The 23,916-nt window shown below is 60.8% G+C and carries 25 protein-coding genes; 13 read left to right on the top strand and 12 right to left on the bottom strand.

What is annotated here, in order from left to right; translation table 11 throughout:
- Positions 1–428: 428 nt before the first annotated feature.
- Positions 429–1,220 carry a transglutaminase-like cysteine peptidase gene (locus tag HB676_RS19285; protein WP_213739496.1) on the top strand — a complete coding sequence of 264 codons (792 nt, stop codon included), beginning with the start codon at positions 429–431 and terminating at the stop codon, positions 1,218–1,220.
- A gap of 83 nt (positions 1,221–1,303) precedes the next feature.
- Here the strand turns inward: HB676_RS19285 and HB676_RS19280 are convergent, their stop codons facing one another.
- The gene (locus HB676_RS19280) at positions 1,304–1,588 is read right to left on the bottom strand and encodes a hypothetical protein (protein WP_249780334.1); all 285 of its coding nucleotides are present in this window, start codon (positions 1,586–1,588) and stop codon (positions 1,304–1,306) included.
- A 230-nt stretch (positions 1,589–1,818) separates the two neighbouring features.
- On the opposite strand from HB676_RS19280, the gene HB676_RS19275 reads away from it, so the two are divergent.
- The 10 genes from HB676_RS19275 to HB676_RS19230 all read left to right on the top strand — a co-directional run bounded on the left by HB676_RS19275 (position 1,819) and on the right by HB676_RS19230 (position 11,466).
- Complete coding sequence (locus HB676_RS19275; RefSeq protein ID WP_249780333.1) at positions 1,819–2,928, top strand: lysozyme inhibitor LprI family protein; 1,110 nt, start codon at positions 1,819–1,821, stop codon at positions 2,926–2,928.
- 337 nt (positions 2,929–3,265) lie between these two features.
- On the top strand, positions 3,266–4,930 hold the full coding sequence (locus HB676_RS19270; RefSeq protein ID WP_213739493.1) for a methanol/ethanol family PQQ-dependent dehydrogenase: 1,665 nt from the start codon (positions 3,266–3,268) through the stop codon (positions 4,928–4,930).
- Between the two features lie 82 nt (positions 4,931–5,012).
- Positions 5,013–5,300 carry a cytochrome c gene (locus tag HB676_RS19265; protein WP_213739574.1) on the top strand — a complete coding sequence of 96 codons (288 nt, stop codon included), beginning with the start codon at positions 5,013–5,015 and terminating at the stop codon, positions 5,298–5,300.
- A 68-nt stretch (positions 5,301–5,368) separates the two neighbouring features.
- Complete coding sequence (locus tag HB676_RS19260; protein WP_249780332.1) at positions 5,369–6,259, top strand: transporter substrate-binding domain-containing protein; 891 nt, start codon at positions 5,369–5,371, stop codon at positions 6,257–6,259.
- Positions 6,260–6,389: 130 nt separating this feature from the next.
- Positions 6,390–7,142, top strand: a complete 753-nt coding sequence (locus tag HB676_RS19255; protein ID WP_213739489.1) for an ABC transporter ATP-binding protein — start codon at positions 6,390–6,392, stop codon at positions 7,140–7,142.
- Entirely contained in the window at positions 7,139–8,662 is a 1,524-nt protein-coding gene (locus HB676_RS19250) for a permease (protein WP_213739488.1), read from the top strand. Before HB676_RS19255 ends, HB676_RS19250 begins: the two co-directional genes overlap by 4 nt.
- Positions 8,663–8,756: 94 nt before the next feature.
- Entirely contained in the window at positions 8,757–9,008 is a 252-nt protein-coding gene (locus HB676_RS19245) for an AbrB/MazE/SpoVT family DNA-binding domain-containing protein (protein ID WP_213739486.1), read from the top strand.
- Entirely contained in the window at positions 9,005–9,403 is a 399-nt protein-coding gene (locus HB676_RS19240; protein ID WP_213739484.1) for a type II toxin-antitoxin system VapC family toxin, read from the top strand. Before HB676_RS19245 ends, HB676_RS19240 begins: the two co-directional genes overlap by 4 nt.
- A 137-nt stretch (positions 9,404–9,540) precedes the next feature.
- Complete coding sequence (locus HB676_RS19235) at positions 9,541–10,359, top strand: MBL fold metallo-hydrolase (RefSeq protein WP_213739483.1); 819 nt, start codon at positions 9,541–9,543, stop codon at positions 10,357–10,359.
- 51 nt (positions 10,360–10,410) lie between these two features.
- Complete coding sequence (locus HB676_RS19230) at positions 10,411–11,466, top strand: amidohydrolase family protein (RefSeq protein ID WP_213739482.1); 1,056 nt, start codon at positions 10,411–10,413, stop codon at positions 11,464–11,466.
- A gap of 59 nt (positions 11,467–11,525) precedes the next feature.
- On the opposite strand, the gene HB676_RS19225 is transcribed toward HB676_RS19230, so the two are convergent.
- On the bottom strand, positions 11,526–11,975 hold the full coding sequence (locus HB676_RS19225) for a cupin domain-containing protein (protein WP_213739481.1): 450 nt from the start codon (positions 11,973–11,975) through the stop codon (positions 11,526–11,528).
- Between HB676_RS19225 and HB676_RS19220 the strand changes: the two genes are divergently transcribed.
- Entirely contained in the window at positions 11,962–12,261 is a 300-nt protein-coding gene (locus HB676_RS19220; RefSeq protein ID WP_213739480.1) for a hypothetical protein, read from the top strand. The genes HB676_RS19225 and HB676_RS19220 overlap by 14 nt on opposite strands.
- A 21-nt stretch (positions 12,262–12,282) precedes the next feature.
- Here the strand turns inward: HB676_RS19220 and HB676_RS19215 are convergent, their stop codons facing one another.
- The 9 genes from HB676_RS19215 to HB676_RS19175 form a co-directional block, all read right to left on the bottom strand.
- Positions 12,283–13,533: an aminopeptidase gene (locus HB676_RS19215; protein WP_213739479.1), complete on the bottom strand. Its 1,251-nt coding sequence runs from the start codon at positions 13,531–13,533 to the stop codon at positions 12,283–12,285.
- A gap of 192 nt (positions 13,534–13,725) precedes the next feature.
- Positions 13,726–14,331, bottom strand: coding sequence for a VOC family protein (locus HB676_RS19210; RefSeq protein WP_213739478.1), 606 nt, complete (start codon positions 14,329–14,331; stop codon positions 13,726–13,728).
- 58 nt (positions 14,332–14,389) lie between these two features.
- A complete protein-coding gene (locus HB676_RS19205) occupies positions 14,390–15,109 on the bottom strand; it encodes an SDR family oxidoreductase (protein ID WP_213739477.1) in 720 nt (239 codons plus the stop codon).
- Entirely contained in the window at positions 15,106–15,966 is an 861-nt protein-coding gene (locus tag HB676_RS19200) for an ATP-binding cassette domain-containing protein (protein ID WP_213739476.1), read from the bottom strand. Before HB676_RS19200 ends, HB676_RS19205 begins: the two co-directional genes overlap by 4 nt.
- On the bottom strand, positions 15,963–16,850 hold the full coding sequence (locus tag HB676_RS19195) for an ABC transporter ATP-binding protein (protein WP_213739474.1): 888 nt from the start codon (positions 16,848–16,850) through the stop codon (positions 15,963–15,965). Before HB676_RS19195 ends, HB676_RS19200 begins: the two co-directional genes overlap by 4 nt.
- Positions 16,847–17,734 carry an ABC transporter permease gene (locus HB676_RS19190; RefSeq protein WP_213739472.1) on the bottom strand — a complete coding sequence of 296 codons (888 nt, stop codon included), beginning with the start codon at positions 17,732–17,734 and terminating at the stop codon, positions 16,847–16,849. Before HB676_RS19190 ends, HB676_RS19195 begins: the two co-directional genes overlap by 4 nt.
- Positions 17,727–18,734 (bottom strand): ABC transporter permease, encoded by a 1,008-nt coding sequence (locus HB676_RS19185; RefSeq protein WP_213739470.1) that lies wholly within the window; start codon positions 18,732–18,734, stop codon positions 17,727–17,729. The genes HB676_RS19190 and HB676_RS19185 overlap by 8 nt, the downstream gene beginning before the upstream one ends.
- 24 nt (positions 18,735–18,758) lie before the next feature.
- Positions 18,759–20,300 (bottom strand): ABC transporter substrate-binding protein, encoded by a 1,542-nt coding sequence (locus HB676_RS19180; protein ID WP_213739468.1) that lies wholly within the window; start codon positions 20,298–20,300, stop codon positions 18,759–18,761.
- 60 nt (positions 20,301–20,360) lie between these two features.
- Positions 20,361–21,590, bottom strand: a complete 1,230-nt coding sequence (locus HB676_RS19175; protein WP_213739466.1) for a dienelactone hydrolase family protein — start codon at positions 21,588–21,590, stop codon at positions 20,361–20,363.
- A gap of 170 nt (positions 21,591–21,760) precedes the next feature.
- Between HB676_RS19175 and HB676_RS19170 the strand changes: the two genes are divergently transcribed.
- Positions 21,761–22,363 (top strand): winged helix DNA-binding protein, encoded by a 603-nt coding sequence (locus tag HB676_RS19170; protein WP_249780331.1) that lies wholly within the window; start codon positions 21,761–21,763, stop codon positions 22,361–22,363.
- A gap of 38 nt (positions 22,364–22,401) precedes the next feature.
- Here HB676_RS19170 and HB676_RS19165 read toward each other — a convergent pair whose 3' ends face one another.
- Positions 22,402–23,817: an MFS transporter gene (locus HB676_RS19165; protein WP_249780330.1), complete on the bottom strand. Its 1,416-nt coding sequence runs from the start codon at positions 23,815–23,817 to the stop codon at positions 22,402–22,404.
- Between the last annotated feature and the right edge of the window lie 99 nt (positions 23,818–23,916).

Here is a 23,916-nt window from a genome sequence, read left to right as displayed (position 1 = left end):
CGAATTTGTGCATGATTTGATATCCGAACATCAGGCATCACGCGTATTTCTACGTATAAGCCACAGCCTCGGTACTTGCTTAATCTTCGTCCCACCCCTGCAGCCCCGATATTGCGCCGATTTTCGTACTAAAACTGTGATCTGGATAACAAACCAAGCGAGCTCCCCGAAATTAGGTATATCCCGCAGAAAATAAGGTTCATTGCAACTAATGAGGGTATTTACCACAAATTTCGTTTTTTTGTATATGAAACCGGTAAAATTGTCGAGAAATTGGCGAGGCGGATTTCAGCCTGTTAAGCGGTTTCCCGCCAGCCACAGCGGTTGTTAAGCGGAATAAAAGCCCCGCCGCCCATCATCCCAGCGAAACAATCCGGTCACGAGAGCGCTAACCAGCCTCGGCACAATCCGGAACAACGGGGCGTCAGATGGGTAGTGTCGGTCATTCGCGCGCATGGCGCGTCGTCGTACTGGTGTGGGGCATGGCCTGTTTCGGGCCAACCACGAATCTCACCGCGGGCACATTGATCTCGCCGGGCGCCATGGATCTGATCCGGCGATCCGCCGAACCCTTTGGCCTGTTTGCCTCGAAACTGTCGGCCGGCATGCTGCGGGAAAAGTGGCTGGGCGTAGAGCGCAAGCTCGACGACGAAAGGGTGCAACTGGCGCTTTGCGACGGCGACCGCGACCGCTGCGTATCGCCGGCCGCCCTGCAACTGCTCGCGATCGTGGACAATGCCAGGGCCCGTGACGGACGGGCCCGCCTCGGCGAAATCAACCGCGCGATCAACCTGGCGATCCGGCCAATGAGCGATCTGACGCAATATGGCCAGATCGACGTGTGGAGTTCGCCGCTCGTCACCTTCACAACCGGTGCCGGCGACTGCGAAGACTACGCGATCGCAAAATTCGTCGCCCTCCGACTGGCCGGCGTTGCGCCCGACGATCTGCGGATTGTCGTCATGCGCGATACCATCCATGGCGAGGACCACGCCGTTGTCGCGGCGCGGCTCGACGATCACTGGCTCACACTGGACAATCGCCGCATGACGCTGGTCGAGGACGCCTATGTCAGGAATTACCGGCCAACGTTTGTGATCGATCAATACGGCATCATGCAGTATGTCGATGCGCCCCCGGTCGCCAGCGGCCGGGATTCCGCGCCGGCGATAGCGGTGAATCTCACCGTCCAGCCCGGGCTGATCTCGCACGCAAACTAACTGACGTCACGCGTCAAAGCACTCCTGAAAGCACCTCCGGGGGTAACCCCGGGGATTGCGTCAGAACTGCGCTCGGCCTGCGATCACTTGTCCACGCATTCGCTGACGAAGGCCGCGCGATCCCTGCGCAAGACCTTCGCTGCGTCAGCCTTTTGCGAGCATTGGAACAGCTTGAGTTGCTCGGCGCGCCGTTTTTCGGCGACGTCGCGATATTCAGGCGCGACAGTGTTCGGATCGACAAGCCTGTCGGCAAAGCTGACGCCGGACCACGCGACAACCGTCGCGGCCAGACCGAGCAGCAGAACAGATCTGACGGACCGTTTGCGGATAAGGTTGGTCGTCTCAGAAATTCTTTTCAGAGATATCATCGATGCACATTTCGTCCGTCAATAACGGACACCCAGGTTCAGTATCCCGGCAATATTGCCATGGTATCACAGCCATAGCCGGCATCAAAATCGACCGGCGGCCCGCCGCAACACAAACAACGCGACAATAATTCCATTTCGCCGCGGCGTTCGAGAAGCTACCATGGTCGGCGATTATTTTGCGTTTTTCTTTAAAGCGGGGCTTTCAAGTGGGGTTAGGGATGCGGGGAATGGTGCTGGCTATTATCGCCGTCCAGATCGGGCTGGCGCTCCCCGCACGAGCGCAAGAGCCGGCGGATACCAACCGGTCGATCAGCGATATCCTGCCACTGTTCGGCAAAAACCATTGCGAAGAAATCAAGAATCCCGCGGATCAATTGTTTTGCGGCGACCCCTCGCTCAACAGCGTCGCCACCAAGCTGAACAGCGCCATCCAGCAACGGCTGAACCGGATTCCGAACCGCCGCCTCGCGATCGAGGAAAACGCCGAATGGATCAGGGACCGCAATTCCAGTTGCGGCATCTTCGGGCGGCAAAACGTTCCGACCCGGGACATCAAGCCGGTCCGCGATTGCCTGCTGAAGGAAACCGAGGAACGCATTGAAATACTGGACGACCCGAATTTCGATTGCCTCGCCACCAACACCGCCGCCGGCGCGCTGATCTGCGCCGATCCCGTATTGGCCAACGCCAAGATGGAGCTCAATGAACACGTGCTCACCCTGATTGCCAAACTGAAGGAGGACGAGGCGCGCGACGCCTTCGCCGAATTTGAGCGGTGGAGCAGGGAGCGCGATCGAAAGTGCAATCTGGCGGGCAAGGAGAACGTGCCGCTCCAGGAGCTGTCGCCTTCGGAGGGCTGCCTCGCGGATTATTTCACCAGGAAGCTGGCGGAGGTCGCCGCGGCCAAGGGCGACCCGAAGCGGGTGTTCGGACGTCATCAGGTTTCGCCCTCCCCCGATGCCGACGCCGTCGACCTGTGCGTCGCGCAAATTCATTCGACCAATTCCTGTGACGATTTTCTCTCCGTGAGCCGGGTCTCTCAAATCAACCGGGAAGTAGCGGAGCAGAACGCCACCGTCGTCGCCACGGTCGAGATGCTCGTGCTCTCACCTTTTGCGGCCTGCAGCCCGATTGCTTCCAACTGCACCGGCACGTGCTGGGATGTAAAATCCGGCACACCGAAATCGGTGCCGGGCAGCCGGGACGGCTTCGCGGTGGCGCACCGGTTGAGAATCGAAAAATCGTTCGCGTTTCAGAAAACCGACAATGGCGGCTGGCGCTGCAATTCGACAGCCTTGCAGCCGGTCGAAGTCGGCGTTGCGATCAGCGGTCCGTAGAATTACGACGCGCGGAACATTCGACTGCTCAGACATCCGGCTCGTCTGCGAGCTTGAATTTTTTCTGCCCCGCCGCCGATCTATTCGATAGCGCGCGAATCCGTGCCATTTGAGTCGGTTTCAGATGCTGCATCGCGTCAGATTCCGCGCCGTATTTCGCTTAGCGGAAAATGACCGCGCAAATTTTTTGTTGCCACTTCGATCTGCAATCGGGCCGTTGCGTCGACGTGTGCGCGCGCTTCCCTTGTTTTCGTGTTGACGCTTTCAAATTTCGGGAAGATTGTCGGCGACACGCAGCGTCAGAAAAAATAGACGCGCATACATTGGGAGGGAACGTATGATACGCATCGCGCTTATCACTGGCTTTGCTATGCTCGCTCCGTTCAGTGCGAGTGCTCAGACGACCGATCAATTAGTCAAGGGTGCGACTGACACGTCGGGTGTGCTCAATTACGGCATGGGCTACAATCTGCAGCGGTTCAGTCCGCTCACCCAGATCACCAAAGACAACGTCAAAAACCTGGTACCGGTCTGGAATTACAGCCTTGCCGACGACCGGAGCGAGGAATCGCAGCCTATCGTCTACAAGGGCGTACTGTATGTCACCACGCACGCCGCCACGATGGCGGTCGATGTCAAAACCGGCAAACAGATATGGAAGACCAAGGTCGAGTATCCCGCTGAAACACCTCGGATCGTGTGCTGCGGCATCATCAATCGGGGCGCCGCGATTTACGAAGGCAAACTGTTCCGCACGACGCTCGACGCCAATGTGATCGCGCTCGATGCCGCGACCGGCAAGGAAGTCTGGCGTCAGAAGACGGCTGACATCAAGGAAGGCTACTCGATGACGGTGGCGCCGCTGGTCGCCGACGGCGTCGTCATCACCGGCATTTCCGGCGCGGAGTTCGGCACCCGCGGTTTCATCGACGGATGGGATCCGGCGACCGGCAAGCATCTTTGGCGAACCAATACGATCCCCAGTCCCGATGAACCCGGTGGCGACACCTGGAAGGGCGATACCTGGAAGCTGGGCGGCGGATCGACATGGATCACCGGTTCATATGATCCCGAACTGAACACGGTCTATTGGGGCATCGGCAACCCCGGCCCGTTCAACTCGGCGGTGCGGCCCGGCGACAATCTTTACACTTGTTCCGTCCTCGCACTCGATCCGAAGACCGGCAAGATGAAGTGGCACTATCAATTCTCGCCGAACAATCCGTTCGACTATGATTCAGTCGCCGAGATGGTGCTCGCCGACATCAATGTCGCCGGCAAGCCCACCAAGGTACTGATGGATGCCAATCGCAACGGCTTCTTCTACGTCCTCGACCGCACCGACGGCAAACTGATCGCCGCCAATCCCTATGTGAAGGTCAACTGGGCTTCCGGCATCGATATGAAAACCGGGCGTCCGATCGAGACCGACGTCGTGAAAGATGCCCGCGACGGCAAGAAGGTCACCGTCTATCCGTCCATCCTTGGCGGCAAGAATTGGGAGCCGATGTCGTTCAATCCGCAGACCGGGCTTGCCTATGCCAACACGCTTGCCTTCGGCGGCCACTACAAGAGCGAGCCGGCAACCTACAAGGCCGGCGAATGGTATGTCGGCATGGATCTGACCGATGTGTGGGAGTGGGGCGACGGACCCCGCGGCCATCTCAAGGCGATTGATCCGATGACCGGAAAGGCGAAGTGGGAAGTGCCGAGCGATATCCCGCGCTTCTCCGGGGTGCTGTCGACCGCCGGCGGCGTCGTGTTCTCCGGCCAGTTGACCGGCGAGTTCGAAGCGTTCGACGCCAATGACGGCAAGAAGCTGTGGAGCTTCCAGACCGGATCGGGCATCGAAGGCCAGCCGGTGACCTGGCAGCAGGACGGTGTCCAGTATGTCGCTGTCACCAGCGGCTATGGCGGCGTCTACTCGATCTTCTCCGGCGATGAACGGCTCGCCAAGGTACCGGCTGGCGGTTCATTGTGGTTGTTCGCGGTAAAAAACTGATCGCGGATCGCACGTGACGCAGAGAGCATGCTTGCGGACGGCGGCGTTTTACGCCGCCGTCACGGCGACCCTCATCGTCGATATGACGATGCCGATCGCCGCACAGCAAACCGCCATTGGCGGCGATCAGTCGCAACTCGACGTTGGCAAAAAAACCTATGCGCATACCTGCTCGCATTGCCACGGACCCAACATGGTCAATGCCGGCACCATCACGCCCGACCTGCGCAGGTTTCCCGATGATAAGGAGCGCTTTTTCACCACGGTGAAGCAAGGCAAGAACGGCAAGATGCCGCCCTGGGGCGATATCTTGAACGACGATCAGATAACTTCGCTTTGGACTTATATCTCGAGCCGGAGAGATCAATGAGGATCTGGCAAGCAAGGACTCGGCAAGCAAATATCTGGCAAACAGCCTCCGGCGCCGCAGCGCTGCTGATGGCATTTGCTGCAACGACGGCGGCTCGCGCCGAAAATGTTTTGAATATCTGCCTCGACGGAGATCTGCCGCCGTTCTCGGTGCATCATCGGGGTGCGCCGGATCGCGGTTTCGACGTTGCGCTGGCAGAGGCGATCGCAGAGCGGCTCGGCCGATCGCTCAAGATCCAGTGGTTCGAAAGCAAGCTCGACGAAGATTCGAGTCCAGCCCTCGAAGCCAATGCCCTGCTCTCGGATGGCCGCTGCTCACTCGTCGGCGGCTATGCGCTGACAAAGGATTCGCTCGTCGTTCCCGGCGTCAAGACTGCGAAGCCACCCGACTTCGAGGGCGCCACGCGCGACGACCGCCGGCGTCGCGTGCCGCTCGGCGTGCTCACACCGAGCCAGGCCTATATCTATTCGCCTTTGACGATCGCGCTTGGCCCCAAGGCGCGCGACCGCCATATTACCGGCGTCGGGGATCTCGCCGGACTCCGCATCGGCATCGAAAGCGGAACCCTGGCCGACGCAATCCTGATGAGGTTCGACAACGGGCGGCTGATCGACAACATCACCCATCTGGTTCCCGGACGGGATGACCTGCTCGGCACACTCGATCGCGGCGATCTCGACGCCACGCTGCTCGACTTGCGCCGGCTCGACGCTTATCGCGCCACCCATCCGGACGCAAAACTCATAGGCTCCGGATATTTTTACCCGATCGGCGCCAATCGCGGCTATGTCAGCCTTGCCAGCGACCCTGATCTTCTCGTTGCGGTCAACAAGGCGCTGACCGACTTGCAGGCCGCCGGAACCATCGCCCAATTCGGTCAGGCGGCCGGCCTCACCTATCTGCCGCCCCGTGAACCGGCGATTCTTGGCGACGTCTGGCAACAGGTACTGCAGAAGTAACTCACGCACGCGTGAGGAGGCTCTCGACAGCCTGCGCCCATTTGGCGGGATTTGCTGCCCTCGATTCACCGTGCCGAAATATCTTGGGTCCATGGTTCGCAACGGTTGCAACCTGGATCGTCCCGACATCATGAATTCAGATGAATCCGCCCTCCAGGTGCGAGGGTTAACAAAGCGTTTTGATCGCCTCGCGGTCGATGCGCTCGATCTTACCATCCGCATCGGCGAATTCTACGCCCTGCTCGGGCCAAACGGCGCCGGCAAGACCACGACCTTGCGTATGGTGGCCGGATTGTTGCGGCCCGATGCCGGCTCGGTCTCGGTACTCGGCATCGATGCGCTCAAAGATCCCGTCGCGGCCAAGCAGATCATGGCCTGGGTTTCAGACGAGCCGATGATCTACGACAAGCTCAATCCGCTCGAATATCTCGAATTCGTCGCCGGCCTGTGGGGCATCGATCCCGCGGTTTCCGAACCCTCCGCGCGCGAGCTATTGGCGTCGCTGGGCCTGGAACCGCATCTGCACGAGCGCTGCGAGGGATTCTCCAAAGGCATGCGCCAGAAAGTCGCGCTCGCGGGAGCTCTGGTACACAACCCCCGCCTGATTATCCTTGATGAACCCCTCACCGGCCTCGACGCCGTGTCCGCGCGTCACGTCAAGGGATTATTGGGCGAGCGCGTGCGCGCCGGCTGTACCGTGATCATGACGACGCATATTCTGGAGGTGGCCGAACGCATGGCCGACCGCATCGGTGTCATCGCGTCAGGACGGCTGGTCGCCGAAGGCACGCTCACCGAGCTGCGCCAGCAGAACGGCAAAAACGACACCAGCCTTGAAGACATGTTTATCGCGCTGGTTGATACCGAGGCCGCCGCAGCATGACGACAAGTGCGCTGACCTGGTTTGCCCGGCACGAAATCCGGCTGGCATGGCGCGAATGGCTCGCGATCATGACGGCCGGCCGGCGCGGACGCAATCGCGCGGCGATTATCGGTTTGATTGTCCTCGCCGCCTTCCTGCACCTGCCGGCCTATGCCGTGATCGGCCGCTTTGCGGACCTTCAGGCCCCGCTCGACAAATCGAGTCTTATTGTCGTCACCGCGACCATTTTCCTGGCATGGGCCCTGATGCTGTCGCAGGCGATCGAATCCGTAACACGGGTATTTTACGCTCGCGCCGATCTCGACCTGATCATGTCGTCGCCGGTCGCGCTGGCCAATGTGTTTTCGGTGCGCATCGCCGCAATCGCGTTAGCGGTCACCGCGATGGCGCTGTTGTTGTCGACACCCTTTGTCGACGTCCTTGTGATCAGCGGCGGCGTCCGATGGTTCGCCGCCTACGGCGTCGTGATCGCCATTGGCCTCAGCGCCGCGGCGGTTGCGATCACGGTTACGATCATGCTGTTTCGCTCGATCGGCCCGCGCCGGACCCGGCTGGTCGCGCAAATCATCGCCGCGATTATCGGCGCCGGATTCGTGATCGCGCTGCAGATCGCCGCGATCCTGTCCTACGGTACGCTGTCGCGGTTCGCGGTCCTGACGTCGGACACCGCCGCGGCCTTTGCACCTGATGCCGACAGTATCGTCTGGTGGCCGGCGCATGCCGTGCTCGGCGATGGCGAGGCATTGTTGCTTCTGCTTGCGGGCAGTCTCGTGCTGCTCGGTGTCGTGATGGCGGTGTTCTCGCCCCGGTTTGCCGACACCGCGATCAGCGTGTCGGCAAGTGCCGCTCCTTCTCGTCAAGGCAAGAGCGCAAGAGCCTTCCGTGCCGGCTCGCGGCAACAGGCGCTGCGGCGCAAGGAATTCGTGCTGCTCCGGCGCGATCCCTGGCTGGTATCGCAAAGCCTGATGCAACTGCTGTATCTCGTGCCGCCCGCCTTGATGCTGTGGCGAAGCTTCGCCGACAGCTCCGCTGCGATTGTGCTGATCACACCCGTGATCGTGATGGCGGCGGGCCAACTCGCTGGCGGTCTGGCCTGGCTGACGATCTCGGGCGAAGACGCCCCCGATCTGGTAGCTACCGCCCCACTGCCGCCCTCGCGCGTTATCCGCGCCAAGATCGAAGTCGTGCTGATCGCCATCAGCGTGCTGTTCGCACCACTTATCATCGCGCTGATGTTTGCCTCACCGCAACAGGCCGCTGTCACAGCGGCGGGCGTCATTATTGCTGCGGCATCGGCGACCGCGATCCAGCTCTGGTTTCGCGTCCAGGCCAAGCGCAGCCAGTTTCGCCGCCGCCAGACCTCGTCACGGCTGGCCACTTTCGCGGAAGCCTTTTCCTCGATCGGATGGGCCGCGACCGGGGCGCTGGTACTGTCGATCCCCCTCGCCGCGCTCGTCAGCGGCCTGTTGACCGCCACCATCGTCGCCCTGACCTGGAAGATCAGCCCCAGGCGGGAGTGATCGGCGAGCCTGTAAAGTTAGGCATTCTACTCCGACACTCTTGATTGTAATGTCATTTTACCTTACTTTGATGTTTGAGGAATGAGGTCGCCGGATGAGCACGCTTACCGTAACTGCCAAAGGTCAAGTCACCCTGCGCAAAGATCTCCTGAAACATCTGGGCATTAATCCGGGTGAGAAAATTACCGTGGACAAGCTTCCCGATGGGCGGATCGAGGTGAAGGCGGCTCGACCGACGGGTAAAATTTCGGATGCTTTCGGTTTTCTGAAGAAGAAAAACGCACGGCCCCTGTCGATTGAGGAAATGAACGAAATCGCGGCTCGGGGCTGGGCTGGCAAACGATGAGGATCACGGCTGATACCAACGTACTGGTTCGGGCCGTTACTGAAGATCACGAACACCAAAGCAGAGTTGCCCAAACAGCACTGAAAAAAGCGGAATTGGTAGCAATCCCAATACCCGCACTCTGCGAGTTGGTCTGGGTACTTTCGCAGGGCTACAAGATTCCTCCGGCCGAAATCGCGGAAGCTATCCGGCGCCTCATAAATGGTGCGAACGCCGTCGTGAATCGGCCGGCTGCAGAAGCCGGGCTGACCGTGCTGGACGCGGGCGGCGATTTCGCCGACGGCGTTATCGCGTATGAAGGAAGCTGGCTGGGTGCAGACACTTTCGTCTCTTTCGATAAAAAAGCCGTAAAACTGATGGAAGCCCAAGGCGGGGCTTCGCGGCTACTCGCGTAGATACCGCGCGGCGCCATTTCAAACGCGGCCTCTTCTGCTCTCAGCGCACAACGCCGATATGCAGCATCGCTATCATGACGGACGCGAAATTCGGCAGTACAGTGTCTTGTCGGGGCGTCACCGGGAGCGGTTCTGTCATGCTGCGATACTTGACTGCCGTGTTCGGATTGCTGGGCCTGTCGATCGCACCGGCGATCGCGCAAAATATGCCGCGCAGCAGCGAATGCCTGGCGATGTCGCAGACGCAGCCCCGCGCTACGCCGGTCAGCCTTCGTCTGGCCGCCGCCAAGGCGGACGAAGTCGCCATCACCTATGCCGGGCATTCGACCTATTACATCGATACCCCCGGCGGCGTGCGGATCGCGACCGATTATAACGGTGTCTACAGGACCGGCCGCCTGCCCGACGTCGTCACCATGAACCGTGCGCACAGCACGCATTACACGCTGTTTCCCGATCCCGGCATTAAACATGTCTTTCACGGCTGGAACGATGACGGCACGCCCGCGCAGATCTCCGAACGCATCGGCGATGTGCTGATCCGCAATGTGACCACCGACATCCGTAAATATTTCGGCGATGATTCCAATTCCGAAATGATCAAGGACGGTAATTCGATCTTCATCTTCGAGGTCGCCGGCCTCTGCATCGGCCATCTCGGCCACCTGCACCACAAGCTCGACGAGAGCCATTTCGCCGCCATCGGCCGGCTCGACATCGTGATGGTCCCGATCGACGGCGCCTATACGATGTCGCTGGACGGCGTCTCCGATATCACGCGGCGGCTGCGCGCCTCCATTGTGCTGCCGATGCATCGCTTCATGACGCCGCTCGACGAGTTCATGCGCCGGATCGGCCAGCAATTCGCCATCGATGAGCGGACCGAGCGAACCCTGACGATTTCAAGGGGTTCACTGCCGGGCACACCGACTGTGATTATTCTACAGGGCGTTTGAAGCCTGCTTCGAACGCCCTCAATAAAAATTAAAACGGGGGAGTGACGATCCATGGCCACCGGCAGCATCGGCCTATCGAGGAGCGGAATGTATGCCGATCCGCGCCCGGACTGGCTCGCCTTGCGCCGGGAAGAGATTATCGATCCCAACCGCCCGATCGTCGATCCGCATCACCATCTGTGGGACCGCGACGAGCAACGGTACCTGATCGAGGAAATCACCGGCGACATCGCCTCCGGTCATAACATCGTCGCGACCGTCTATGTCGAGGCGCGCTCGATGTATCGCGCCGCTGGACTCGAAGCGTTCCGCCCGGTCGGTGAGGTTGAATTTGCCAACGGCGCCGCCGCGATGAGCGCAAGCGGCAATTATGGCCCCGCAGCGATCTGCGCTGGCATCGTTGGACACGTCAATCTGCTGCTCGGCGAAGGCGCCCGTGCGGTCTTAGAGGCTGAAATTTCCGCGGGCCAGGGCCGCTTCCGCGGCATCCGGCATTCGTCGGCCTGGGATGCCGACGCCAATGTCGCGGGCATGTATGCCAACCGGCCGAAAGGGTTGCTGCTCGATTCCAATTTCCGCAAGGGCTTTGCCTGCCTCGCGCCGCTTGGCCTGAGCTTCGATGCCTGGCTGTTTCATCCACAGATCGGCGAGTTCACCGATCTGGCCCGCGCCTTTCCGGACACCAGGATCGTGCTCGATCATTGCGGCGGCCCGATCGGCCTCGGCCATTATGCCGGCCGGCGCGAGGAGACATTTCCGGTGTGGAAGGCGTCGATCCGGGAAACCGCGAAATGCCCAAACGTGGTCGTGAAACTCGGCGGGCTGGCGATGTGCCTGCTCGGCTATGATTTTCACCAGCGTCCGATGCCGCCTTCGTCGGAGGAACTGGCCGCGGCGTGGCGTCCCTATATCGAGACCTGCATCGAGGCCTTCGGCCCCGGGCGCTGCATGTTCGAAAGCAATTTTCCGCCGGACAAAGGCCAGTGCAGCTATCAGGTGATCTTCAACGCCTTCAAGCGTATCGCCGCGAACTGCAGCGAGACCGAGAAGACCGCCTTGTTCTCGAAGACCGCCGCGGATTTTTACCGGCTAGAGTGTTTTGTTTGACGCGCTTTCTTCACGCGAACCGGTATCCACTTCGCTCGAAAACGCTCTGCTTGGCTGAACTAGCCCGAACCCATCAGGCTCGCCGTCTCCTGCTTTGGCAGCAGGATTCGCTTGAGCTTGTTGAACACCCGCAGCGCGAAGCCGAAAATCATCGGCTGGGTGGTACGGCAAAACGCGAGCTTCCGGACGCGCCCCTCGACATGCCATCTGGCATGCGCGCCGTCCCTGAAGAAGACGACATCGCCGGCGCTGTAGCGCGTTGGCTTCATCGCATCGTTTTCAAGAACGATCGAGCCTTCGAGAATGAGGATCGTCTCGTCGAAATCATAATACCAGTTGAACTTCCCCTCGGTACATTCCCAGACCATGGTGGAAGCCAGCCCGTCCGCGCTTTTCGAGAGCACACAAGATTGCGCAACGGGATTGCCTTCGATGATCCAGGACGGCTCGATCGGTCGCGGCGTCAGGTTGACGACGAGATTGGTAGTTTCGATCATGGAGCGGGGCATCACGGACCTCAAAGAAAATATTCAAAAATCGGCTTACGCGCGAAAGCCTGTAGCTGCGCGGCGCCAAGCTAATAACAATCTTTTAAGCTTTCCTTACGGCGATCACTTCAAAAAGCGTGAACGAACCCGCGAAAAGCCAATCAAACTGCGACTTTCTGAAGCACGCACCCCATGCGCGCTTCGATTGAACCCTGGATTGCGCCAGCGCGACTTCATCGCCGAGGAATTGAACCAGGTATCCCTGTCCGGGTTTGATCTTGTGAGCAATTCGTTGCGCGGCAGTTGAGACCGTCACGCCGCAAATTTGTCAGGCCCACTCGCCCTTACGGAACACCGGCACACGGCGGCCATCGGCATAAAGGCCATCGATATCGGTCTGGTCCGAGCCGATCATCCAGTCGATATGGATCAGGCTCTTGTTGCCGCCTTGCGCTGCGATCTGCTCCGGCGAGAGGCTGGTGCCATTGACGAAGCATTTGGAATAGCATTGGCCAAGCGCGATATGACAGGCGGCGTTTTCGTCAAACAACGTGTTGAAGAACAACAGCCCGCTTTTCGAGATCGGCGAGGAATGCGGCACCAGCGCCACTTCGCCGAGGCGGCGCGCGCCCTCGTCGGTATCGAGCACCTTGTTGAGAACTTCTTCGCCGCGGGAAGCTTTGGCCTCGACGATGCGCCCCTCTTCGAAGCGCACTGCAATGTTGTCGATCAGGGAGCCTTGGTAGGATAGCGGCTTCGAGCTGATGACATGCCCGCTGACCCGCCGCGCATGCGGCGTGGTGAACACTTCTTCGGTCGGAATGTTTGCGTTGCAGGTGATGCCGTTTTTGGCCGTGGAGCCGCCGCCTTGCCATTCATGACCATGGGCCAGCCCGATCGTAAGGTCGGTGCCGGGTCCGGTGTAATGCAGCGCGTCGAACCGCTGTCCATTCAGCCATTCGGTCCGTTCGCGCAGCACCGCATTGTGCTTGTTCCATGCCGCGACCGAATCGTCATTGTCGACCCGTGAGGCCGCGAAGATCGCGTCCGCCAATTTCGCAACGGCGACATCCTCTTCGTCGTCCGGAAATACCAGTTTGGCCCAGGACGGAGACGGATAGGCGATGATATTCCAGTTGATGTCGAAATTGACGATGCGTTCCAGCGCCGGCTTGTAGGCGATTGAATTGGCTTTGCTGGCGCGCGCGACCCGGGCCGGATCCTCGGCGGACAACAGCATCGGGTTGTCGGCGACGATCGCGAGCCGCGCGCAGTTGCCGGCGAAGGCTTTCGACATTCCCTCATAGAGCCAGCTGGCCGCGCGGTCGAAGCCTTCGTCTCGCCCGAACCGGTAGCGCGCCAGCGTAACCGCTTCATCGGACATGATGGGAGTGACGAGGCCCGCACCGGCCTTGTAGGCATGCTCGGCGACCCTTCGCACCAAAGGCAACGCGACAGTCGGCGCAGTCACCAGCAGATCCTGTCCGGGCTCAAGCCGCAATCCAACCTTGATGGCGACTTCGGCGAGACGGTCGAGTTTAACGGGATCGATCGGGGACGTGCGTTCGGATGCGCTCATGAAGGTCAGGCCTGGCTATTGCATGGACTCTGATTGTATCGGCCTTTTTAGCGCACGTCGTTCGGAATAAGTGTCGCAGAACGCCACAGAAGCTGTGGAACACGCGAAATTTATCGATCTCGTTCAGCAAAACGCGCCGGCGAAACCCGCCAGCGCGTCATTAGTCCTGTTTATCGGCGTTTCGAAGCGAATTTATTTCGCGGGTTCCCGCGTCGACCACAGCACCGATTTGGCATCCTTCTCGTAGGCCATGCCCTGCGGGTAGCTGATCAACTCCATCTGCAGCCCCCATGGCGTCGAGAAGTACAGGATAGACTGCCCCGCCGCAGGCCCCTCCTTGATCGGGATCGGCCCCTGCATCGTCATGACATTCTTGGCTTTCAGGTACGCTGCTGCCTTGTCGATATCATCGACGTAAAGGGCGATATGGTGTCCACCGATGTCGCTGTTCTTTGGTAGCGTCTTGGCCTGGTCGGGGGCCTGATACTGAAACAGCTCGATATTGGAACCGTTGCCGCAGCGAAGCATGGTGATCTGATCGATGACGGCTCGCGGATGGACGTTGACGACATCCTGCATGAATGTCCCCTTGTCATCCGAGAACGGCCCGAACGACATCGCATTGGAACAACCGATCACATCGGTGAAGAAAGCGGTGGCCGCCTTGATGTCCGGCACGGTGATACCGGTGTGGTCGTGACCGCGCAGACCCGGGATCGAGTCTGCTGACGCAAGCTGCGGCGACGTGCCGATGACGAGGGTAGCAAGTGCGGCAGCCAGAAATCCGGATGTCTTCATGATGTCCTCCTTTGCGTTCTGTCTTGATGCGTAGCGGAATCAGTATTCACCGGCCGGGCTAGCCCGGCGACGCCAGTTGACGTTCGACGGCCTTTGGATCGTGCGCGAGGCCCTGGGCAATGCCGCGCGCCATTTCGCCGACATAGATGTCTTCCTCGCCGGACTCGAAACCGTCGAGGATCTCGGTGGCGGCTTCGGCCGTCGTCATTTTCGGAATCGGCAAACCCGCGGTCATCCTGGTATCGACCGCACCCGGCAGCGCGCCGACAACATGAACGCCCTGCGGCGCCAGCTCGCCACGCAATCCTTGCGTCAGGCTGAGCGCCGCCGCCTTGGACGCGCAATACGATCCCATGAACGGCAGGTTCACCCGCGCCAGAATCGTCAAAATGTTGAGCACAGAGCCCTTGTGAGCGATCAGCGCCGGCGCGAAGGCCCGCGTCACACGAAGCGGCGCGATATAATTGGCCTCGATCTCCTTGCTGGCAATCGTCAGATCGGGGGCGGTCAAGAAGCTGGTGTTGTGATTGATGCCGGCATTGTTGATCAGTAGCGTGACGTCGGGCGCCGCGGCCGCGGCTTTCTTGACGTCATCGTCGTTGTTCACATCCATCTTGAGCGGCACCAGATCGCCGGACGCGGTGAGCCCCGAAATGTCCCGCGCGCCGGCGTAGATCTTGGCGGCGCCCCGTGCCTTGAGCTCGGCGATGAGCGCCTGCGCAATCGCGCCGCTGGCCCCGGTGATGAGAACGACAGAACCCTTGATGGTCTTGGTCATGCGGCTGATCCTTGCTGGTGGGAGGGGACGATCGGGCTGGCATCGTCCAGCCAGCCCGGCTCGACGTCGGGTAACGGGATGGCAGAGAGCAGTTGACGCGTGTAGGGATGCTGCGGCGAGTTGAATATCCGGGCGACCGGCCCGTATTCGACCAGCTCGCCGTGCTGCAGGATCGCAACATCGTCGCACAACACGCGGACGACTGACAGATCGTGGCTGATGAACACCATGGTGAGGCCGAGCCGGGCGCGCAATTCCCGCAGCAGCAGCAGGATATGCGCCTGCGTCGAAACATCGAGACCGGAAACGATCTCGTCGGCGACAATAAAGTCCGGCTCCAGCGCCAGAGCGCGGGCAATCCCGGCACGTTGGCGCTGGCCGCCTGACAATTCATGCGGATAGCGATCGACGAAGCCTTTCGGCAGGCCGACCAGATCGAGCAACGCCGCCGCGCGATCACGCCGATCCTGTCGTCCCTTCAAACGTCCGTAGACCTGGAGTGGACGCGTCAACGTGACGCCCAATCGCAGCCGCGGATTGAGCGATGATTGCGGGTCCTGGAAGATCATCTGGATGCGCGCGCGCAACGGCCGCAACTTTTCTTCGCTGAGGTTGCCGATCTCAATGCCGTCGAACTGGATGCCGCCGGACGTCGGCTGCAGCAGCCGCACCAGCAATCGGCCGAGCGTGGTCTTGCCCGAACCGGACTCGCCGACGAGGCCGAGTACTGAACCGCGCGGGATCGCAAGATCGACCCGCTTCACCACCTCGCGCATCGCCGGCCGCCCGAACAGCGACGACGCGCGCTCCGGGTAGGCAAAGGTCAACTGACCGGTTCGCAGCAGGATTTCGCTCATGCCGGCCCCGCAACGGCAAGCCTGTCCAGCCGGTGCGCCTCCGACCACAGGCTTTCAATCAGAGCCGGCGGCACCGGACGCAGCGCTTCGGCCGGCCGGTCGGCGCGCGGCGTCGCCGCCAGCAGCGCCCGCGTATAGGGATGGCGCGGCTTGACCAACACGTCGGCGGTCTCACCGTCTTCAAGCACGCGGCCGGCATGCAGCACGGTCATGGTCCGGCAGATCTTGGCGACCACGCCGAGGTCATGCGTCACGAACAGGATCGCCGCACCGTGGCGCTGCCTGAGACGCTCGACCAATTGCAGCACCTGACGCTGCACGGTAACATCCAAGGCGGTAGTCGGCTCATCCGCGATCACCAGGCTCGGATCGCAGGCAAACGCCATCGCGATCAACACGCGCTGGCGCATCCCGCCGGAGATTTCATGCGGATAGAGATCGAGAACGCGCCGTGGTTCGCGGATCGCAACTTCGGTCAACAGTTCCGTTGCGCGCTCCAGCGCCTCGCGTTTCGACAGCGCCAAATGATGCCGCAGCATGATCGATATCTGCGCGCCGACGCGCTTGACCGGATTGAGCGACGTCATCGGATCCTGCGGGATCAGCGCAATACGACGGCCCAGCAGGCTTCTCCGCTCCGGCTCCGGCATCGCGAGGAGATCGCGGCCCTCGAACTGGATCGTACCGCTCTGAACGACCGCATTCGCCGGCAGCAAGCCCAGTACGGCGCGCCCGAGCATCGACTTGCCGGCGCCGGATTCGCCGACCAGTCCCCTGACTTCACCGGCTTGAACTTCCAGGCTCGCGCCGCGCAGCACATTGGCCGCCTTGCCGCGAGGTCCGATCGCGACATGCAAATCCTGAACGGCGAGAACGGCGGTCATCGGCGTTGCACCGGGTCGAGCGCGGCGCGCAGGCCGTCGCCGAGAAGATTGAAACCGATCACGCTGAGAATGACACAGCCGATCGGAAACGCCATGATCCATGGCGCCTGATAGATGACCTGGCGTCCCTCGACGATCATTCCGCCCCAGGTCGCGACGTCTCCTGCAACGGAGATTCCGACAAACGACAATATCACCTCGACCAGAATCGCAATTCCCATCTCGACCGCGAACAACGTGACAATCAGGGGAACGAGATTAGGCAGGATTTCCAGCCGCAGGATCTGGCCGCGGCTCAGACCGAGGGCGCGCGCTGCCGACGCGTAATCGCGCTGCAACTGCACCATGGTCTCGGCGCGCACCACGCGCGCGAACCGCGTCCAGTCGACCACCACAATGGCAGCGATTACCGAAGTCAACCCGGCGCCGATCACCGCGGCCAGCACGATCGACAGCAACACCGGCGGAAAAGCCATCCAGACATCGATCAGGCGCGAGACCACCTGGTCGATCCAGCCACCGAACATGCCGGCAATCAGGCCGAATGCGATTCCGATGATCGCCGCGAGCGACGCTGCGATCAGCGCCACCGCAATCGCAGTCCGCGCCGCATACATCAGCCGCGACAGCACGCAGCGGCCAAGACTATCGGTACCGAGCGGAAATGTAACTTCGCCGCCCTGCATCCAGGCCGGCGGCAATTGCGCCGACAACAAATCCTGTTCAATCGGATCGTGCGGCGCGAGCAGCGGCGCCAACAGCGCGATCAGGACAAAGAAGCCCACCAGACCCACACCGATCCATAGCCGCGGCCCGCCGCGCGCAAAACCGGCCCTCCACTGCGAAGGCCGCGCGATCGGACCACTGACCGCGAGATCAACCATGGCGCAACCTCGGATCCAGCAAGGTCACCAGCAAATCGACGGCAAGATTGAGGGCGATGAACAGGATGGCAAAAGTCAGAATCAATCCCTGGATCAGCGGAAAATCGCGATTGATCACCGCATCGATCGCCATGTTACCGATCCCCTCATAGGAGAAGATGCGCTCCACCAGCACCGTGCCGCCGAGCAGCAAGGTGATCTGAACCCCACCCAGCGCCACCGTCGGAATCAGCGCGTTGGGAAACACCTCGCGCAGCAGAATGGCTGGCCGCGAAAAGCCCCGCGCCCGGGCGATCTGTGCATAGTCCTGATCTTCGGCTTCCGACAGCGAGGCCTTGAGAATTCGCGCCACGAGCGCTGCAAATGGCAGCGCCAGCGCGACGGCGGGGAGGATCATATGTTGCAACAGCGCCGAGGCGACATCGAGCCGGCCGGTCAGCAGGCTTTCGATGAGATAGAAATTGGTATGGAAGGTGACATCGAGTTGCGGATCGATCCGGCCGGTAATCGGCAATAGCGGAATCAACACGCCGAACAGCAGCAGTAGGATCAGCGCCCATAGAAAATCGGGAATCGCGAGAAACACACCGATACCGCCATCGATCGCCCATTCGGCGCCGCGCCCCCGTACATAGACACCCGTGAAGGCAACCACGGTCCCCAACCCGACGGCGATCAGCGTCGCCATCGCCGACAGTTCAAGCGTTGCCGGCAATCGCGCCAGCACCAGTTCGAAGACGCTTTGATGGAGACTGATCGAGCGGCCGAAATTGCCCGACAGCGCCTGGCCGAACCAGGTGATGAATTGCTGCGGGATCGATTGATCGAGCCCGTAAAACGCCCTCAGCCGGTCGATGTCGGCGGCTGAGGCTCCGGGCGGAATCATCATGGCGATGGGATCGCCGGGAACCACGCGCAGCAGGACGAACACAATGATGCACACGCCAAACAGCGTGGGCGGAATGAGGACGAGTCGTCTGATGATCTCGCCCCATCTCATAAGCGTCTCGCCTTGCCTTGCGCCTTAAGCAGGCGTGATCAACTGCGGAAGGATCATGCCGTTGGCCTGGGCCACGACCTTGATCCCCTTCTTGTGGATGATCGGCTGAACATACTGGAACAGCGGAATCACCTCGCCTTCTTCGGCGATGTATTTATCGACCGCTTTATAGCCGGCGATCCGCTTGGCCTCGTCCTTTTCTCCCCACAAGGGGCCGATCCGCTCGATCAGATCCTTGCCCTTCCAGGCGCAATGCGGTGACGGGCCGAACATCGCAAATCCAGTTGACGTGGAGGGATCGCCGATCGCATTGCCCCAATTGTAGAACGCGGCCGGCGCCAGCGCATGGCGCCCGCGCAGTTCGAAATGCTGCGCGATCTCGTAGACCTCGATGGTGGCCTCGATGCCGACCTTGCGCCACATCCCGACGATCGCCTGGATCATCTCGTAATCCTTTGGCTTGAAGCCGCGCGTGGTCTGGATGGTGAACTTGACCGGCTTTTCGGGCGAGTATCCGCTCTTGGCCAGCAGGCTCTTGGCCAGATCAGGATCGTAGGACACTTTGATCGAGGGATCGAAGGCGGCATAGCCCGGCGCTTCCAGCGTCGAGATCGGAACGCCGTAACCTTTCAGAAGCCGGTCAACGATCGCCTTCTTGTCGATCGCATGATTGGCCGCGAGACGCACATTGCGATCGAGCATCGGGGCGATGTCGGTGATGAAGATCATCGCGATATCGGACACCGGCTTGGTCTGCCCGGCGAGGCCCGATTTCGATTTCAGGCGGTCGAATTCCTCGTAGGGAATTTCGAACGTGACGTCCGATCCGCCGGATTCGATTTCGGCGACGCGGCTGGTGGGATCGGTGACGAATTTGAACACCACGGTGTCGAAGGCGGGCTTGGGGCCCCAATAGCCGGGATGTGCCTTGAGCCGCAGAAACGCGTTGCGCTCGAACGCGTCAACCTTGTACGGGCCGGAGCCGATCGGCGCCTTCTCGAAACCTTCAGCGCCGACTTTCTCGAAGTAAGCCTTGGGCAGAATGTAGCCAGTGAGGAAAGCCATCCATTTGAACAAGGTCGGCTCGAACTCCACTACATCGCCGGTGATGGTGTTGCCGTCGATCTTGTAGTTGTTGACCTTGGACCAGACGAACTGGATCGGGTTGCCGCTCTTGGCATCGGCGGCGCGGGTCAGCGACCAGACCACGTCTTCAGGCGTCACCGGCGAACCGTCATGCCAGGTCGCGCCCTTGCGCACTTCCATCGTCACCTTGGTGCGGTCGGCGTTCCAGCCCCATTTCGTCAGCAGGCCAGGCTTGAACGACAAATCAGGCGCCTGACCGATATAGGGATCGAAGATCGCCTGATAGATCGACTGGATCGTCGGATTGACCGCAGACAATCCAATGGTCGGATCGAACGACGGCAGATTGACATTGTAAGCAATCGTCAGCGTGCCCGGTGCGGCGGCTTGCGCCGACCCCGCCAGAACGCTGGAGAGAGGTAACGCGGCGGCGCCAGCCAGTTGCAAAACCGCACGGCGAGAAATCGTGGAAGAATTCATGACAATCTACTCCACAGAACGAAACGGCGCCCGGGACGGGCGCCGTCGATTGAAGGCAAATTATTTAGCGCTCTCGGCCCATCGAGCCATCAGCGTGTTCGAAGGCAGCGTCTCGTCGACGAGCTTCTTCGCCTGCGCCACCCCGGCTACGGGGAGCCCAGCCGGATCGAGAAGCCCGATCTGCACCAGCACCGAGGCCTGATCCCAATAGATGTGCTCGTTATACAGCTTGTCGCCGCGGAACCGGACAATGGCGATCAGCGGTACCTCGACATATTTCCCTGTCGGCGCCACGCCGGGCAGCATCCAGTCGATCTCGATATCGTGGGTGAAACTGAACAGCATCTCGTCGACGATACGGTCCGCGCCAATCGTGCGCGAGATCGGGATCAGCTTGGTGTCCTGCGGCGTCTTCGGAATGAAATGGTTCGCGTAGAAACGCAGCAGATCGCGGTAGCCGACGCCGCCGGTCATGGTCGGAATGTGATTAACGTAGGGCTCGGCGACCATCGTTGTCATGGTCTTTTCCGCATTGCGCTCGCCGAATTCCAGCTCGGTATGACGATCCCACAGCGCGGAAAGATCATAATGCGGGCCCATGACCTTGCGGAACAGCGCGATCGAGCGCGAATGCGCCATCAGGCTCGCAGGCTTGTTGAAGCTTGTGCGCTCGGGGGCTGCGAAGGCGTGGTCGCAGCCGGGATACAGATACAATTCGACGTCGGGTCGCTCAGCGAAGGCCGCCTTGATTTGCTCGCGGGCTTCCGCCGGCGCGTATTTGTCGAGCTCGGCGAAATGAAACACCATCGGGCACTTGACCTTAGACGCTTCGCCGATGTCAGCCTCGATGCCGACGCCGTAATAACTGACGGCACAATCGACATCGGTGCGCGCCGCGACGAGATAAGCCAGCTTGCCGCCCAGGCAGAAGCCGAGCGCGCCGACCTTGCCGACGCATTCCGGACGCGCGCGCAACACCTTCAGTGCATCGGCGGAATCCTTGATCGACTGATTGGCGTCGAAACGTTGAAAATAACCGAACGCCTTGTTGAAATCGGCTTCGGTGTAGCCGAGGTCGACGCCGGGCTCCATGCGCCAGAACAGATCCGGCGCCAGCACCACGTAGCCTTCTTCAGCATAATGATCAGCGGTTTCCCGCATCGAGGAATTAACGCCGAAAATCTCCTGCAGCAGCAGAATGCCGGGGCCCGACCCCGATGCCGGGACGGCGAGATATCCCTTGAATGTGCCGCCATCGGCAGCCGCAATATCAATCCATTGTCCTGCCACTGTATTACCCCTCCAAATGCTCGCCTTTGCGCGGAGCCACTACGATTTCGTGCTGCCACTTCATCGTGCTTTCTTAATTGAATTTTTAATGTAAGATTCCCAATTGTAAATAGCATAGATTGAGCATGGGTTGCCTACGCCTTGAGCGCACGCGACATCGGGAGACTGTTTTGAAGAGAGCTACCAATATTGCGCCGAAGAAAACCGGCAGGACGGCGAACAGAACCGCGAAGCCGAAAGCCCAACCTGCCGTCGTCGAACGGCCGGGGTCCTGGCATCTCGCGCGCACCGAGACGGAACGGCGTCTATCGGATTTCGAATTCGGACTGGAGCGGTTGGCGCAAGCCTATTACCGCTGGAAAGCGGCGTGTCTCGCCGCTGTCTGCGACGTGCCGCTCACCGGCGACGACGTCGCCGTGCTCAATGTGGTCCGGATGGGCGATGAGCCGAAGCGGCTATCGGAGATCGGCCAATTGCTCAACCGCGTCGATGTCCCCAATCTGCAATACGCCACGCGCAAGCTGGTTCGCGTGGGCCTGATCGAAACCGAAGGCAGTTCATCGCGCAAGGAGACGCGCTACCGCGCCACCGCGACCGGCTATTCCGTCACCGAAGCCTATGCCGCGTTGCGGGCCGCGACGTTGCCGCCGATGCTCGAGGCGCTCGACGGCTGGGCTGCAAAGTCCGAGACCACCAGCATCCAGCTCGATTTGATCTCGAGCCTTTATGCGCAGGCCGCACAGGTTGCGATCACCCGGCGGCATCAGCCCTGACGGCGCGCCGCGGTCGCGGCCTTCTCGAACGCCTGCCGTCAGCGCGCGATATCCTCAAGCCGGAGGTTGCGCGTCTCGATCATTTGGGTCGCGGCCACCAATCCCAATATGGCGACACCGGCGAACATCAGGAACACCGAGTCGACGCCGCCTTTGGCAAGCATGAAGCCGACCAGGGTCGGCCCGATCGCCGAGGCGACCCGCAGCCATGAGGTCGCAACCCCGGTTCCGATCGCGCGCATCCGGGTCGGATAAATCTCTGGCGTATAGAGATAGACCACGGCGGCGATGGAGCCGACCAGTCCATAGCTGAGTGTGCTGAAGACGATCACCCAGGACACATCCTGCGTCCCGCCGAAAGCCAGCACGCTCAACAACACGGCGCCAAGCCCGAACGCACCCATCATCCAGTATTTGCGGCCGGTGCGATCAATCACTATCGCGCACACCAGCACCAGCACGACCTGAGCGACATTGGTCATGGAAGCTGCACGCAATGCCGGCTTCAGATCGAGGTGATAGACGGTCGTATAAAGTGTCGGCAGCCAGTTGTTGAGGCTGTTGGCGACCAGATACGCCGTAGCCCACAGCACCCAGACGACCAGCGTACGACTGCGATAGGCTGGCGACAGCAACTCGCCCCAACTGCCACGCGAGCGCGGCGGAACCGGGACTTGTGCCGGCATCGTCACAACAGGCGGTATGGCGGATGGCGCCGCGCCGGTGGCGGCCGCCTCCAATCGCCTCACGACCTTTTCGGCTTCCGCCAGACGGCCCTTGCCGATCAGCCAGCGCGGGGATTCCGGCAGTCGCAACAGCATGACCGCGATGATCAATCCGGGAATGCCTCCGATCAGGAACATGATCTGCCATCCCCATAGCGGCACCAGGATCGCACCGACCTGGCCCGTCACCATCAGGCCGATCGGGAAGATCATCTCGTACAGCATGAAGAAACGCCCACGGCCGCGGGCCTTGGACAGTTCGCTGATATACACGGCCGCAACCGGCATCTCGCCGCCGACGCCGATGCCTTGAATGAATCGGAAAGCCAGCAGAACGCCAAAACTCCAGGCGCCGGCGCAGGCGAGACTCATGATCGCGTAGATCGCGGTAGCTGCTGCGGCGCAGGGCACGCGGCCGTAACGCTCGGCCGCCCAACTGAAAGCCAGCGCGCCGATGATCTGACCGACATAGCTGGCGCCGATCAGGAATCCGATTTCCGGCGCCGTAATATGCCACAGCGGCACCAGAATCGGCAGCACGAAGGCGATCGACAGCGCATTGAACGCATCGAAGAATGTCGCACTGCCCATCACGACGCGGGCGCGAACGAACCAGCGCGACGTCGGCACCTGTTCCATACGAACGATCAGGGAAGTGGCGGCATCCTCGGACGCGGATGAGGAAATGGCGGGAGCCTCGGACCGCGGCTCCGCGTTGGCGACTGACAAAGGTTTTCTCCCGCTTGTTCTATTTTTTCGGTCCAACCCTATCGGTCAATACGCGTCACATGCAAGCCAACCTGTTTGCTGCGGTGGAAGTCATTTGAT

Origin of the sequence: Bradyrhizobium sp. dw_411, from assembly GCF_018449695.1 — a bacterium.
Classification (GTDB): domain Bacteria; phylum Pseudomonadota; class Alphaproteobacteria; order Rhizobiales; family Xanthobacteraceae; genus Bradyrhizobium.
Note: the sequence above shows the minus strand (reverse complement) of the source record. Positions and strands in the feature narration are given on the sequence as shown.

What these genes read in the sequence shown, in the direction of transcription:
- HB676_RS19190 (WP_213739472.1), bottom strand. Translation starts at nt 17,734, where the DNA reads ATGGTTGATCTCGCGGTCAGTGGTCCGATCGCGCGGCCTTCGCAGTGG.
- HB676_RS19270 (WP_213739493.1), top strand. Translation starts at nt 3,266, where the DNA reads ATGATACGCATCGCGCTTATCACTGGCTTTGCTATGCTCGCTCCGTTC.
- HB676_RS19255 (WP_213739489.1), top strand. Translation starts at nt 6,390, where the DNA reads ATGAATTCAGATGAATCCGCCCTCCAGGTGCGAGGGTTAACAAAGCGT.
- HB676_RS19260 (WP_249780332.1), top strand. Translation starts at nt 5,369, where the DNA reads ATGGCATTTGCTGCAACGACGGCGGCTCGCGCCGAAAATGTTTTGAAT.
- HB676_RS19230 (WP_213739482.1), top strand. Translation starts at nt 10,411, where the DNA reads ATGGCCACCGGCAGCATCGGCCTATCGAGGAGCGGAATGTATGCCGAT.
- HB676_RS19200 (WP_213739476.1), bottom strand. Translation starts at nt 15,966, where the DNA reads ATGAGCGAAATCCTGCTGCGAACCGGTCAGTTGACCTTTGCCTACCCG.
- HB676_RS19235 (WP_213739483.1), top strand. Translation starts at nt 9,541, where the DNA reads ATGCTGCGATACTTGACTGCCGTGTTCGGATTGCTGGGCCTGTCGATC.
- HB676_RS19205 (WP_213739477.1), bottom strand. Translation starts at nt 15,109, where the DNA reads ATGACCAAGACCATCAAGGGTTCTGTCGTTCTCATCACCGGGGCCAGC.
- HB676_RS19225 (WP_213739481.1), bottom strand. Translation starts at nt 11,975, where the DNA reads ATGCCCCGCTCCATGATCGAAACTACCAATCTCGTCGTCAACCTGACG.
- HB676_RS19215 (WP_213739479.1), bottom strand. Translation starts at nt 13,533, where the DNA reads ATGAGCGCATCCGAACGCACGTCCCCGATCGATCCCGTTAAACTCGAC.
- HB676_RS19185 (WP_213739470.1), bottom strand. Translation starts at nt 18,734, where the DNA reads ATGAGATGGGGCGAGATCATCAGACGACTCGTCCTCATTCCGCCCACG.
- HB676_RS19195 (WP_213739474.1), bottom strand. Translation starts at nt 16,850, where the DNA reads ATGACCGCCGTTCTCGCCGTTCAGGATTTGCATGTCGCGATCGGACCT.
- HB676_RS19180 (WP_213739468.1), bottom strand. Translation starts at nt 20,300, where the DNA reads ATGAATTCTTCCACGATTTCTCGCCGTGCGGTTTTGCAACTGGCTGGC.
- HB676_RS19240 (WP_213739484.1), top strand. Translation starts at nt 9,005, where the DNA reads ATGAGGATCACGGCTGATACCAACGTACTGGTTCGGGCCGTTACTGAA.
- HB676_RS19250 (WP_213739488.1), top strand. Translation starts at nt 7,139, where the DNA reads ATGACGACAAGTGCGCTGACCTGGTTTGCCCGGCACGAAATCCGGCTG.
- HB676_RS19265 (WP_213739574.1), top strand. Translation starts at nt 5,013, where the DNA reads ATGACGATGCCGATCGCCGCACAGCAAACCGCCATTGGCGGCGATCAG.
- HB676_RS19280 (WP_249780334.1), bottom strand. Translation starts at nt 1,588, where the DNA reads ATGATATCTCTGAAAAGAATTTCTGAGACGACCAACCTTATCCGCAAA.
- HB676_RS19275 (WP_249780333.1), top strand. Translation starts at nt 1,819, where the DNA reads ATGGTGCTGGCTATTATCGCCGTCCAGATCGGGCTGGCGCTCCCCGCA.
- HB676_RS19285 (WP_213739496.1), top strand. Translation starts at nt 429, where the DNA reads ATGGGTAGTGTCGGTCATTCGCGCGCATGGCGCGTCGTCGTACTGGTG.
- HB676_RS19210 (WP_213739478.1), bottom strand. Translation starts at nt 14,331, where the DNA reads ATGAAGACATCCGGATTTCTGGCTGCCGCACTTGCTACCCTCGTCATC.
- HB676_RS19220 (WP_213739480.1), top strand. Translation starts at nt 11,962, where the DNA reads ATGGAGCGGGGCATCACGGACCTCAAAGAAAATATTCAAAAATCGGCT.
- HB676_RS19245 (WP_213739486.1), top strand. Translation starts at nt 8,757, where the DNA reads ATGAGCACGCTTACCGTAACTGCCAAAGGTCAAGTCACCCTGCGCAAA.